We start from the raw sequence: 13049 nt of genomic DNA, 5'->3' as shown, positions 1-13049 counted from the left end.
TCGGCGAGGCGGATTTTTCCGCCACGCCTTGTTGCGACGGCTCAGGACGTGCGACGTGGCCCGATCGCCTCGAACTGCGCCTTCTGCTCGTCGTTCAACGTGGCATAGAAATCATCGAGCGCAGCGCGCACCGATTTGACGCCGTCCAGCATCATATCGAGCCGCTTGTGGACGGCGGCCATTCGCGCCGGTGGTGTCAACACATCGCTGGGCTGGCACGCTGCCTTGAGCGCATCATTGGTCCTGGCGCTGGTATCCTGAAGCACCTGCAGAGCAGCGCGCTGGGTCTCATTCGGATGGAGCCGCGCCTCGATCTCGGCGCCTGGCCAATCGAGCCCGACAGGCGCACCGCAATTCTGCACCAGCGATGCATTGGCGTTGCTGGAAGCCGCGGCCCGGCGCTGGTCCTCGGCGAGCGCATTGAAACGGGCCTTCTGCTCGTCGGTGAGCGACGCATAGAATTTGTCGAGCGCCGGTTGCACCAGCTCGACGGCCTTCACCATCGCATCAACACGCTGCTGCATCGCCGCCAGGCGACCGGGCGCCGTCGCCGCGACCTGAGTTGGACATGAGGCGCGGATGATCGCTGCCGCCTGGATCGAGGCATTGCCGAGCTCGTCGAGGTTCGCGCCCTGAGCGTCCGTCGGCTGCACCGCGGCTGCGATCTGATCGACCGGCAGGCCGGTGATCTCGCGACGATCGCTGCCGCAGAGCTGATCGAGCGGGACGCCCCTCGCCTGTCGTCGTCCCACGGGACGTTGCGGCAGGTAGGTCGCGAGACCGTCATAGCCATAGGGGCCGAAGATACCGGCATAGATGTCCGGATAGCCGTAGCCCCAGAAGCCCAGACCGTCGCCCCAGATGGTGTAGTCGTAGAGATCGTTATAGGCGAAGGGCCAGAACAGCGGTCCGACCCAGCCATAGAAGCCGCCGGGGTGCTGCCACCATCCGTTGCCCGCACCGTGCCAGCCGACCAGCGCAGCTGCGGCCGCAATCTGGGCCCGCGCGGCCGGATTGCCGATCAAACGGCCGTTGCGAAATGCACCGGCGTGGAAGTTCAGCGCATGGCGGAGATTGGCGGGACGCACGGCTGCACCGCGGAGCTGGCCGAAGTTCGGTCCACCATGCCGCGCGACGGCTCCGAACCTCGCGCCGCCATGATGGCCGCCACCGAAATGCGCGTGACCGAAGCCGTGGCCGCCGAAATGGCCGCCGCCATGATGACCACCGAAATGGCCGCCGCCGTGGTGTCCACCACCGTGACCGCCGCCATGACCACCACCACCGTGGCCACCACCGTGGCCTCCGCCATGACCACCACCGCCGCCTTTTGCCAGAGCTCCGCCCGCCAGCACGCAAGCAAGGGCCACAGCAACAATTCCAAGGACTGGTCGCAACATCTTACGCTCCCGCAGATCCGCACCAGTGAGGCATCGAAACGTGTCGGGATTTGGAACCGGCCAGCCAGCCGAAAGTTCCCGTCCCGGCCGCGTCCTGCGGCCGGGTCGCACCGCAACAGGCGCTACACCTCCGGCACAATCTTGCCGGGGTTGAAGATGTTTTGCGGATCGAGCGCCTTCTTCAGCGCCCGCATCGCGTCCAGCGCCTCGGGGCCGAGCTCGGCCTTGAGGTATTTCTGCTTGCCCTGGCCGATGCCGTGCTCGCCGGTGCAGGTGCCGTCCATCGCCTGCGCCCGCTCGACCAGGCGATGCATGAACTCTTCGCCACGCGCCATCTCATCCGCGTCGTTGACGTCGCAGACCAGCGAGCAGTGGAAATTGCCGTCGCCGACATGGCCGACGATCGGCGACAAGAGATTGAGGCGCTTCAGATCGTCCTCGGTCTCGCTGACGCAGTCGGCAAGGCGCGAGATCGGCACGCAGACGTCGGTTGCAACCACGCCAACGCCCTCACCGGTCCGCAGCGCCTTCACCGACCAATAGGCATCGTGCCGCGCCTGCCACAGTTTTGTGCGATCCTCCGGCTTGGTGGTCCAGGAGAAGTCGCCGCCGCCGCACTCCTTCGCGATCTCGCCGAAGGCCTTCGACTGCTCGGCGACCTCGATCTCACTGCCGTGGAATTCCATCAGCAGCAGCGGCGTTTCCGGCAGCGTCAGCTTGGAATAGGCGTTGCAGGCTTTCACCTGCGCGGCATTGAGGAGCTCGATGCGCGCCACGGGAATGCCGGTCTGGATCGCCAGGATCACCGCCTGACAGGCGCCATGCACCGTCTCGAACGAGACCGCGCCGGCCGCGATCATCTCGGGAATGCCGCGCAGGCGGATGGTCAATTCCGAGATGATGCCGAGCGTGCCTTCGGCGCCGACGAAGAGATGCGTGAGATCGTAGCCGGCGGAGGACTTCTTCGCCCGCGTGCCGGTCGTGATGATCTCGCCGTCGCCGCGCACGACCTTCAGCGCCAGCACGCTGTCGCGCATGGTGCCGTAGCGCACCGCGTTGGTGCCGGAAGCGCGCGTCGAGGCCATGCCGCCCAGGGACGCATCCGCGCCGGGATCGATCGGGAAGAACAGGCCCTGGTCGCGCAGATGCTCGTTGAGCGCCTTGCGGGTGACGCCCGGCTGAATCACGCAATCGAGGTCCTCGGCATGCACCGCGAGCACCTTGTTCATGTCGCGCAGGTCGATGCAGATGCCGCCCGCCGGCGCGTTGACCTGGCCCTCGAGCGAGGTGCCGGTGCCGAAGGCGATGACGGGCACGCGATTCTTGGCGCAGATGCGCACCACGTCCTGGATGTCGGCAGTCTCCTGCGCCATCACCACCCCATCCGGCGGCTGGTTGGGAAGCCACGTCGTGGTGTGGCCGTGCTGCTCGCGCACGGCCTGCGAGGTGACGAGCCGGTTGCCGAAGCGTGCGGCAAGCTGCTCCAGCGCGCTCGCGAGGGCTTTCGGCTCAGGCCGCGGCGGATTATTGGTGATGGTCGTACCCACGGACATTCCTCCCGACAGACGAAACCGTGGCAAAGGACATATGACCGGTCAAGTCAAGGGATCGGACGCATGTCAGGAAGAGATTGGCTGGAAGGAAACATGCCGGAGACCGCTGCTGCTGAGCCGTTGCGCGCCTCGATCATGCAGATCGAGCCGCAATGGATCGACTATAACGGCCATCTCAACATGGCCTATTACAACGTGATGTTCGACCGCGCGATCGACCAGATGTGGCTGAAGCTCGGGATCGGGCCGACTTACATGAAGGAGCGGAACGGTTCGACCTTCACGGCCGAATGCCATGTGCGCTACTTGCGCGAAATCCATCTCGGCGATCCCGTGCAGGTCTCGGTCTGGCTGCTGGAGGCCGACGACAAGCGACTGCACACATTCGAGGAGTTGCGGCATGCGACCGAGGGCTGGCTGTCGGCGACCTCGGAGAACATGTCGCTCCATATCGACATGGGCTCGCGAAAAGTGGCGGCGTTCCCGCCTGACATCCGCGAGCGCATCCAGGCCGTCGTCAAGGCCCACAGCGCGGTACCGCGGCCCGAGGGAATCGGCCGGAACGTGGCGATGCCCTCGAAGCGGTAGGTGCGCTAGATCCTGCGGCCGCGGGCCAATCCGACCACGGCCGAGACCAGGAACAGCACGACAGCGATGAAGAAGATGACCTTGGCGATCTCGATCGATGCGCCAGCGATGCCGCCGAAGCCCAGAATACCGGCGATCAGCGCGATAATGAGAAACGTCACAACCCAGCCAAGCATGGTCGAACCCTCTGTCTTGATGTCTGTCTGTGATCGACGCGGCTGACCACCGCGCCACACCTGCCCAGACAATCTCGACCGCGAAACGATGGTTCCGAGCCGCGCAAGGTGGAAATTCGCTGGGCCGGCTGGAACAAATCGGCCTTCCCTGTACGTGGAAAACCTCTCGCAGCCGCCCCATATAGGCGGTAATCCCTGTTATGAAGGCTCCCTTCCGCCACCCCGCGGTGCCATCGTGGGGCCAATGATTCGCATGACCGAGCCGAGCAAGATCACCTCTCAAAGCGTTCCCGACCACCAGCCCGCGGCCGGCGGCATTGCCGCGCGCGCGCGCGCCTCGGTGGGGCCGAAATATCTATCCGGGCTCAATCCCGAGCAGCGCGAGGCGGTGGAGACGCTGGACGGTCCGGTGCTGGTGCTGGCCGGCGCGGGCACCGGCAAGACGCGCGTGCTGACCACGCGCATCGCCCACATCCTGAGCCAGGGCCGCGCGCGCCCCGGCGAAATCCTGTCGGTGACCTTCACCAACAAGGCCGCGCGCGAGATGAAGCACCGGCTCGGCCAGATGCTGGGCCACGCCGTGGAAGGCATGCCGTGGCTCGGCACCTTCCACTCGATCGGCGGCCGCATCCTGCGCACCCACGCCGAGCTTGCGCAGCTCAAGTCCAACTTCACCGTGCTTGATGTCGACGACCAGGTGCGCCTGCTCAAGCAGCTCCTGCAAGCCGAGAACATCGACGACAAGCGCTGGCCGGCGCGGATGCTGGCCGGCCTGATCGACGGCTGGAAGAACCGCGGCCTGATGCCATCGCAGGTCCCCTCCGGGGAGGCTGCGATGTTCGCCAACGGCAAGGGCGGCAAGCTCTATACGAGCTACCAGGAGCGGCTGAAGATCTTGAACGCGGCCGATTTCGGCGATCTCCTGCTGGAGAACATCCGCATCTTCCGCGAGCACCCGGACATCCTGCGGCAATACCAGCAGCGCTTCAAATTCATCCTGGTCGACGAATATCAGGACACCAACGTCGCGCAGTATCTGTGGCTACGGCTGCTGTCGCAGGCGCCCTCTTCTTTCACCTCTCCCCGCTTGCGGGGAGAGGTCGATTTGCGAAGCAAATCGGGTGAGGGGGACTCTCCGCAGACTGAGCTCTTGGACCCCGACCCTCTCAGCGCGAGCGAAACTCGTCGCGACCCCGCAAGCGGGGCGAGGGAGCCGAAAGGCCCCACCAAAAACATCTGCTGCGTCGGCGATGACGACCAGTCGATCTATGGCTGGCGCGGCGCCGAGGTCGACAACATCCTGCGTTTCGACCACGATTTTCCCGGCGCCAAGGTCATTCGCCTCGAGCGCAACTACCGCTCGACCGGCCACATCCTAGCTGCCGCCTCACACTTGATCGCGCATAATGAAGGCCGGCTCGGCAAGACGCTGCGCACCGAGGATCAGGACGGCGAGAAGGTCACGGTGACCGGCTCGTGGGATTCGGAAGAGGAAGCTCGCGGCATCGGCGAGGAGATCGAGCAGCTCCAGCGCCAGGGCGAGAAGCTCAACGAGATCGCGATCCTGGTGCGCGCCTCCTACCAGATGCGCGAGTTCGAAGACCGCTTCGTCACGCTCGGCCTGCCCTATCGCGTGATCGGCGGCCCGCGGTTCTACGAGCGCGCTGAAATCCGCGACGCGCTGGCTTATTTGCGCGTCATCAATTCGCCGGCCGACGACCTCGCCTTCGAGCGCATCGTCAACACGCCCAAGCGCGGGCTTGGCGATGCCACCGTGCAGATGCTGCATGATCACGCCCGCAAGCGCCGCATTCCGTTGTTCGAGGCGGCGCGCGCGGTGGTCGAGACCGACGAATTGAAGCCAAAGGCGCGCGGCTCCTTGCGCGACCTCGTCGCCCAGTTCGACCGCTGGCGCGCCCAGCGCGAAGTCACCGCGCACACGGATCTGGCCCAGATCGTGCTCGACGAGAGCGGCTATACCGAGATGTGGCAGAAGGACCGTTCGGCAGACGCTGCGGGCCGGCTGGAGAACCTGAAAGAGCTGGTGCGCTCGATGGAGGAGTTCGAGAACCTGCAAGGGTTCCTCGAGCACATCGCGCTGGTGATGGACCGCGACGGCGGCTCCGAAGAGGACGCGGTGTCACTGATGACGCTGCATTCGGCCAAGGGGCTCGAATTCGACAACGTGTTCCTGCCCGGCTGGGAGGAAGGCCTGTTCCCGAGCCAGCGGACGCTGGACGAGCAGGGCCGCGCGGGCCTCGAAGAAGAGCGCAGGCTCGGCCATGTTGGCCTGACCCGTGCCCGCCGCCGTGCCAAAATCTATTTTGCGACCAACCGCCGTATCCATGGCACCTGGTCGACCACGATCCCGTCGCGTTTCCTCGACGAATTGCCGGCGGCCAATGTCGAGATCACAGAATCCAAGGGCGGCTCGGCCTGGGGCGGCACCGGCGGCTACGGCGCCTCGCGCTTCGACGACATGGAGGCGTTCGGCTCGAGCTATTCGACGCCGGGCTGGCAGCGCGCCCAGGCCAACCGCAACCGGGGCCAGGGCGGCCGCGGCGGTGGCAGCCGTGGCGGCTTCGAGGAAGAAGCCTCCTCGTTCTCGTCCTCGTCGTCCTCGCCCGATTTCGGCAGCTTCTCCTCGCGCCGGCGCGGGCCCCTGACCATCGAGGGCGAGCTGGTCGCCAAATCCACCGGCACGACCTCGGAATTCTCGCTCTCCGACCGCGTCTTCCACCAGAAATTCGGCTACGGCCACGTCACCAAGATCGACGGCAACAAGCTCACCATCGCCTTCGACAAGGCCGGCGAGAAGAAGGTCGTCGACAGCTTTGTACAGCGGGCGTAGGCCTTGCGGTGTTGCGGCGGCGTAACGCCGCCGCCTTTCTTCCATCCACGCCCCTTGACCACCGCGAACTTCCCCGTATCAGATGCGAACCATGGTCCGGGGCTCCATCACACTGATCGTGCTGGCATTGGGGATGCCGTCGCTTGCGACGGCGGAAACCATGAGCTTTGGCGATTCGATCGGGATGCTGGCCAAGGGCTGCGGCGCGGAAATCGTCGCCAATTGCCGCGGCGTCAATCCGGACTCGACCCGCCTGAAGGAGTGCCTGTCCCGCAACCGCGACGTGCTGTCGCCGCAGTGCCAGAGCAGTTACCTCGGCGCCTTCGACGCCATCCAGAAACGCGTCGCCGCCCGCGTCACGGTGGCGAACGCCTGCCAGCGCGAGATCGTCAAGGTCTGCGGCGGCTCGACCAAGGAGACCAGCAAGTCGATCCCGTGCCTGACGACGACGCCCAAAGGCATCAGCAACAACTGCCTGAAGGCCATAGACGACGCGGGATATCGATGATGCGGGCGAGCAGGTTTTCCATCGCCGGAATTGGCATCCCACTCGGCTTGGCGCTCGGCCTCGCCCTGCTCGCGGGCGCAGCCGGCGCGCAGACGGCGCCGACGCGCGACGACATCGTCGGCAAGCTCAACCATTTCGAACAGGCTGCCGAGGTCGACCTTCCCGCGCTGAAACAGCAGGTGATGGAGCGCGCAAAGGCGCGCATCAAGAACGACCCGGGTCCCGTGAACCGGCCGCTGATCGCGCCCGACCTCGCCAATCTCCCCGCCTTCAACGCGCAGATCCAATTCGACGCCGACACGCCGATCATCCAGCCGGATTCCTACCAGACCGTCGGTCGCATCGCGGACGCGCTGGTTCACGCTTCGCTGCTGCCCTACACGTTCCTGATCGTCGGCCATGTCGAATCCAATTCGAAGACGCGGGAAGCCAATGCGATCCTCAGCCAGCGCCGCGCGGATGCGATTCGTGACGTGCTGGTGAACACGTTCAAGATTTCGGCCAAGCGGGTCCAGTCGATTGGGCTCGGGGAAGAGCAGTTTCTCGACCGCGCAAAGCCGACCTCGGCGGCCAACGGGCAGCTGCAGATCCTGACCTTCGCCAAGCTGCCCGAGGACGAACCGGCCCGGCCCGCGGCCGCGGCGGCACCCGCGACGAAAAAGCCGGCCAAGAAGCACCACTAGAGTGCGTCCCGCGCTCTCGCGGAACTCCTTGAAGTCCTGACTGTTTTATAGCCTGTCCCAGGGCGCGACGGCACGGTTTTGCGCGACAAAAGCGCCGGTTTGTGCAGTGCCCGGGCAGATGCTATAGGCTCATTTCGTCCTTCCCGACCCCATGATGCACGAGACCGAGATGGCTGGCTATTTTCAACGCCAACTGGCCGAATACGTCGAATATCACCGCGATCCCTGGAATTGCGCGATGCACGTGGTCGGCATCCTTCTCCTGTTCACCGGCGCGACATTGCCGCTGACGCTCGTGCACATCCCCGTGTTCGGCCTCGAGGTGAGCCTGGCGGTGATCCTGGCCCTGCCGGTGCTGGTGTACTGGCTGATGCTGGATGCCGGTATCGGGCTCGGCATTCTCGCCGCCGCGGTGGTGCTGCTTTCGGTCGCAACGACAATCGGCAATCAGGTCTCAACGGTCATGATGTGGTCGATTTTTGCCGTGCTGATCGTGCTCGGCGTCGGCGCGCAGACCGTCGGCCACAAGGTTTTTGAAGAGCGGCAGCCGTCAATGGTCGATCATCCGACTCATTTCCTGCTTGGACCTATGTTTGTCATGGCGAAATTGTTTATTGCATTGGGCTTCCGTCGCGACCTTGCCGCGATTCTCGCGCCTCTTCCGACCAATTCACTTTCAACCCGATAGCTTCCAGAAGCGGAACAGCAAACCTTCTTCATGGCTCTCGTACTGGTTACCGGTGGCAGCGGTTTCATCGGACAACATCTCGTAGAAGCGCTCCGCGGCCGCGGCCAGCGGGTGCGCGTTCTCGATGTCCGGCCGCCGGCCACGGCAAGCTCTGACGTCGACTACGTCCACGGCTCGGTGCTGGATGGCGCCGCGGTCGATGCTGCGTTCATGGGTGTCGATCAGGTCTACCATCTGGCCGGCCTGCCCGGGATGTGGGTGGCCAACAAGCAGGACTTTCACGACGTCAATTGCCGCGGGACCGAAGTCGTGCTGGCGACCGCGCGGAAGCGCGGCGTGTCGCGCTTTTTGCACTGTTCGACGGAATCGATCCTGTTCCCCTATTCGAATCTCAACGGCTGTGCCGCCGAGGAGGCGCTGCAGCCGGTAGAAGCGATGCCCGGCGCCTATACGCGCTCGAAGTCGCTCGCCGAGCATCACGCGGCCAAGGCCGCAGCGGAAGGCTTCCCGCTCGTCATCGGCACGCCGACCATGCCGATCGGCGCCGCCGACCACAATCTGACGCCGCCGACCGCGATGCTGTGGTACTTCCTGCAGAAGAAGGTGCAGCCGCATCTCAACTTCCTGGTCAACCTCGTCGACGTGCGCGACGTCGCCACCGGCCTCGTGCTGACCATGGAACGCGGCCGCATCGGCCAGCGCTACATCCTCGGCGGCGACTGCGTGCGGCTCGGCCAGATCCTGCGGATGATGTCCGCGATGAGCGGCCGCCGGCAGCTTCCGATCGCGGTTCCCGGCAGGCTCGCCGAGGCGTCCGCCACCGTGCTCGAATACATCTCCGATCACATCACGCGCCGGCCGCCCAACGGCACCACCGAGGGCGTGCGCATTGCGCTCGCGGCGAGCGACCTTTCGATCGGCAAGGCGCGCACCGAGCTCGGCTATTCGCCGCGCCCGATCGAACCGGTGCTGCGCGAAACCATCACCCACCTGCTCGCACGCGGCGGCCGGCACGCATCCGGCGCCATCGAGCATCACGCGCTCAGCTCGCGCGCGAGCTGAGCGGCCCAACCCAAAGAACCTTTCCGCATGTCCTTTGATTTCAGCAAGCTTCTCTCTGTCGCCTGGGGTGGCTGGACCACGACCTGGCCGACGCAACTGCTCGCCCTGATCTGGCTCGCCTGGCTCGCAAGCTGGGTCGGAGCCTCGTTCTGGCAGGGCCGCACCCAGAAGCAGGTGTTGACGCTGGAATCCGGCCGCTATCGTATTCCGATCCTGGTCGGCGGCATCCTGTTCACGCCGTGGACTACGGAAATTCTGAACGAGAAGCCGCTCTGGGTATTCAGCAATGCCGGCGTCTACATCACGGCTCTCGTCGTGCTCGCCGGCATCTCCTTCACCTGGTGGGGACGGTTGCATCTCGGCAAGTTCTGGTCGAACACCATCACGCACAAGGAAGACCACCGCGTCATCGACACCGGTCCGTACGGCATCGTGCGTCACCCGATCTACACCGGCCTGATCGCGGGCATGCTCGCCACCGGTATCGCAGTCGGCACCGTGACCGCGATCCTCGGCGCGATCCTGATCTCGCTCGGCATGTGGCAGAAGGGACGGATGGAAGAGGTGTTCCTGTCCAAGGAGCTCGGCGAAGACGCCTACGGCGCCTATTGCCGGCGCGTACCGATGATCATCCCGTTCCTGTCGCCGCGCTGAGGCGAAAGCTTCGACGCGGTCATCGCGTCGTCACACTCACCGCAACGACATCGCTGCCAAACCCGTCATCCCCGCGCAACCGCGAAGCGGTTGCGCGGGGATGACGGGGGTGGATTGGCGTTGCGAGATCCGTTCGTTACGCAACTGCCTAGCCGCGAATCTCGCCCGGAACCGCCCCAGCGCAACGCCGTTATCGCCCGAAGGACGCAATTCGGCTGAGCGTTGAACCATGTCGGACGCTTACGATTATTTCCGTGCGCACGCGATCGCCGCCGCCCGCAAGGCGCGGAGCTTGCCGCGCGGGCGGACGAAGCAGAAGCAGCGTACGGTCGCGCGCATCTATCACCTCTTGTCCAAGGAGGCGGCGCTCGGGCCGAACGTCCAGCATCTCGATGATTTCCGCAGCGCGCGGCGGCTGGAGCGGCAGATCGGCCGGTGATGCCCGGCGACGACGGGCGAAGCCCGTCGGCATCTCTCCCATGCAAATTCGATCGGCTGCCATTCCGCCGTAATGGATGTCTGCGAAGCCTCCCACCGGTTGACGTTTGCGCCGCCACCCAGTTGGATGCGCGCGCAAATGAGGCACGACGACATTCCCTCGTCGATCCGGGGGGATCGACGATCAGGCCTTCCGCCCGCGCGGGGCATTGGGCGATCCGGCGTCGGACAGTGCCACACGTTCGACAGGGGATTTTCATGAGCTTTTCCAGCATTTTCGCGCAGTTCGTTGCGCTGCTCGGCGGCATCGCGCTGCAATGGCGGCGGATGTCCGGCACCGAGCCGGCGCCGGCCTGGGGCCAGACCCCGGCGATCCCCGAGGCGAAGCCGCAAGGCGCGATCCCCACGTTGAAGATGCCGACCGCGCGTGGTTGGCGCGAGGGGCACAAGCCGACGGCCGCGCCGGGGCTGAAGGTCAACGCATTCGCGACCGGGCTCGACCATCCGCGCTGGATCGAGGTGCTGCCCAATGGCGACGTGCTCATTGCGGAGGCGACGCAGGTCGCAGGCCCTCCCCGCACCGTGTTTCACTATGCGATGCAGGCAACGATGCGGCGCGCGGCGGCACTCGGCATCAGCGCCAACCGCATCACGCTCTTGCGCGACAAGGACGGCGACGGCGTGGCCGAGCAGCGCGGCGCCTTCATGGAGAATTTGAGCCAGCCCTTCGGCATGGCGCTGGTCGGCGACACCTTCTACGTCGGCAACACCGACGGCGTGATGGCATTCCCCTATGTCGCAGGCGCCGATCGCATCACCGCGCCGGGCAAGCGGCTCACCAATTTCAAGCCGAGCGGACACTGGACGCGGAGCCTGCTCGCGAGCCCCGACGGCAAGAAGCTCTATGCCGGCGTCGGCTCGCTCAGCAACATCGCCGAGCTCGGCATGGAGGTCGAGGAAGGCCGCGCGGCGGTCTACGAGCTAGACCTCGACGCCGGGACGCATCGCATCTTCGCCGGCGGCCTACGCAATCCTGTTGGCCTTGCCTGGGAGCCGACGACGTCCGTGCTCTGGACCGTCGTCAACGAGCGCGACGGCCTCGGCGACGAGACGCCGCCGGACTATCTCACCTCGGTGCGCGACGGTGGTTTCTACGGCTGGCCCTATTGCTACTGGGGCAAGACGGTGGACGATCGCGTGCCGCAGGACCCGGCGCTGGTCACCAGGGCGATCACGCCGGACTATGCGCTCGGCGGCCACACCGCTTCGCTCGGCCTGTGCTGGATGCCGGCCGGCACGCTGCCGGGCTTCCCGGACGGCATGGTGATCGGCCAGCACGGCTCGTGGAATCGCAGCAAGCTGTCCGGCTACAAGGTCGTGTTCATCCCGTTCGAGAACGGCCGCCCGTCCGGCCCGGCGCGCGACATCCTCTCGGGCTTCCTGTCGCCGGACGAGAAGGAATCCTATGGGCGGCCGGTCGGCGTCGCGATCGGGCCCGACAAGTCGCTGCTGATGGCCGACGACGTCGGCAACGTGATCTGGCGCGTCACCGGCGCGTAAGACTTTAATAGTTTGAGCATGATCTTTCGGAAAACCGCTACACACTTTTCCGGATCATGCTCTATGTCCCGACGCAGAGCGTGGCGCGCTGCTTGCGGAGCAGCGCGATCACCGACAGCGCCGTGATGATCCCGGTCTTGGGATTTTCGGACGGGATGTTCTCGATGGACATCGAGAAGCGCGCCGAATCCGACTCGACCTCGATGCGATGAACGTTGCGCGTCACGGTCGGGTCGGCCCAGATCTGCACCAAGGTGCGGTCGGGCCCGACGCCAGCCAGCGACAGCGCGACCGCGACGTTGAGATTGGCCGGAAAACCCTTGGCCGCCTCGCGCGCGGTGCCCTCGAACAGCTTGAGCGGCTCGCGAAGGTTATCGATGTCGATGCCGTTCTCGACGATGAACGGCGCGCCCTTCAGCCCGTCGATCGGCTTGCGCGTGACCATCTTCACCGAATGGATGGTGCCGACCGCGGCGGCGTTGACGGCATCGAGCCCGATCAACGCACCGGTTGGCACGATGATGCGCCCGCCATTGGCGCGGGCGAGATCGATGAGATCGGAATTGTCCAGCAGCGCGCCGACACTGACGACGACCGCGGTCTTGCCGCGCTTCACCGCCGGTTCGACGATCGAGCGCAGATGCCGGCTCGGCGCACATTCGACCACGATGTCCGCGGCATCGCCGAGCTGATCGATCGGCACGACCTGCGGCGGGCGGCGGAGGCCGCTCAGGAAGGCCTGATGCTTGGCGGGATCTCGCACCGCGACGGCCGACAGCGCCAACCCTTCGATGCCCTGATCGAGCGCGGTCGCGATCTTGGTGCCGATCGAGCCCAGTCCGGCGATCGCCACCCGCAATTCGTTCGAAGCTCTCTGTTCGGTCATCG

Annotated in this window: 13 protein-coding genes; 9 read left to right on the top strand and 4 right to left on the bottom strand. The window is 65.5% G+C overall.

From position 1 onward, the window contains the following. Positions 1-41: 41 nt before the first annotated feature. Both K289_RS0135590 and K289_RS0135585 read right to left on the bottom strand, forming a co-directional pair. Positions 42-1400: a Spy/CpxP family protein refolding chaperone gene (locus K289_RS0135590; protein ID WP_027555805.1), complete on the bottom strand. Its 1359-nt coding sequence runs from the start codon at positions 1398-1400 to the stop codon at positions 42-44. 122 nt (positions 1401-1522) lie between these two features. Next, complete coding sequence (locus K289_RS0135585; RefSeq protein ID WP_027555804.1) at positions 1523-2947, bottom strand: FAD-binding oxidoreductase; 1425 nt, start codon at positions 2945-2947, stop codon at positions 1523-1525. A gap of 99 nt (positions 2948-3046) precedes the next feature. On the opposite strand from K289_RS0135585, the gene K289_RS0135580 reads away from it, so the two are divergent. Further along, entirely contained in the window at positions 3047-3541 is a 495-nt protein-coding gene (locus K289_RS0135580; protein ID WP_027555803.1) for a thioesterase family protein, read from the top strand. A gap of 5 nt (positions 3542-3546) precedes the next feature. On the opposite strand, the gene K289_RS49410 is transcribed toward K289_RS0135580, so the two are convergent. Next, positions 3547-3717, bottom strand: coding sequence for a DUF1328 domain-containing protein (locus K289_RS49410; protein WP_027555802.1), 171 nt, complete (start codon positions 3715-3717; stop codon positions 3547-3549). Between the two features lie 244 nt (positions 3718-3961). Here K289_RS49410 and K289_RS0135570 point away from each other — a divergent pair, with 244 nt between their 5' ends. From K289_RS0135570 to K289_RS0135535, 8 genes are all read left to right on the top strand, one after another. Further along, positions 3962-6568 (top strand): ATP-dependent helicase, encoded by a 2607-nt coding sequence (locus K289_RS0135570; RefSeq protein WP_027555801.1) that lies wholly within the window; start codon positions 3962-3964, stop codon positions 6566-6568. Between the two features lie 91 nt (positions 6569-6659). After that, positions 6660-7076 carry a hypothetical protein gene (locus tag K289_RS0135565; RefSeq protein WP_027555800.1) on the top strand — a complete coding sequence of 139 codons (417 nt, stop codon included), beginning with the start codon at positions 6660-6662 and terminating at the stop codon, positions 7074-7076. After that, positions 7076-7759, top strand: a complete 684-nt coding sequence (locus K289_RS0135560) for an OmpA family protein (RefSeq protein WP_027555799.1) — start codon at positions 7076-7078, stop codon at positions 7757-7759. Before K289_RS0135565 ends, K289_RS0135560 begins: the two co-directional genes overlap by 1 nt. A gap of 151 nt (positions 7760-7910) precedes the next feature. Beyond that, complete coding sequence (locus K289_RS0135555) at positions 7911-8447, top strand: Mpo1-like protein (protein WP_063614254.1); 537 nt, start codon at positions 7911-7913, stop codon at positions 8445-8447. A 30-nt stretch (positions 8448-8477) separates the two neighbouring features. Next, positions 8478-9509 carry an NAD-dependent epimerase/dehydratase family protein gene (locus tag K289_RS0135550; RefSeq protein ID WP_027555797.1) on the top strand — a complete coding sequence of 344 codons (1032 nt, stop codon included), beginning with the start codon at positions 8478-8480 and terminating at the stop codon, positions 9507-9509. A gap of 27 nt (positions 9510-9536) precedes the next feature. Continuing rightward, positions 9537-10163 (top strand): isoprenylcysteine carboxylmethyltransferase family protein, encoded by a 627-nt coding sequence (locus tag K289_RS0135545; protein WP_027555796.1) that lies wholly within the window; start codon positions 9537-9539, stop codon positions 10161-10163. 229 nt (positions 10164-10392) lie between these two features. Continuing rightward, entirely contained in the window at positions 10393-10602 is a 210-nt protein-coding gene (locus tag K289_RS0135540; RefSeq protein ID WP_027555795.1) for a hypothetical protein, read from the top strand. Positions 10603-10859: 257 nt separating this feature from the next. Then, on the top strand, positions 10860-12161 hold the full coding sequence (locus K289_RS0135535) for a sorbosone dehydrogenase family protein (protein WP_027555794.1): 1302 nt from the start codon (positions 10860-10862) through the stop codon (positions 12159-12161). A gap of 61 nt (positions 12162-12222) precedes the next feature. Here the strand turns inward: K289_RS0135535 and K289_RS0135530 are convergent, their stop codons facing one another. Continuing rightward, positions 12223-13047, bottom strand: coding sequence for an aspartate dehydrogenase (locus tag K289_RS0135530; protein WP_027555793.1), 825 nt, complete (start codon positions 13045-13047; stop codon positions 12223-12225). Between the last annotated feature and the right edge of the window lie 2 nt (positions 13048-13049).

Source organism: Bradyrhizobium sp. Cp5.3, from assembly GCF_000426265.1.
Lineage (GTDB): Bacteria > Pseudomonadota > Alphaproteobacteria > Rhizobiales > Xanthobacteraceae > Bradyrhizobium > Bradyrhizobium neotropicale.
Note: the sequence above shows the minus strand (reverse complement) of the source record. Positions and strands in the feature narration are given on the sequence as shown.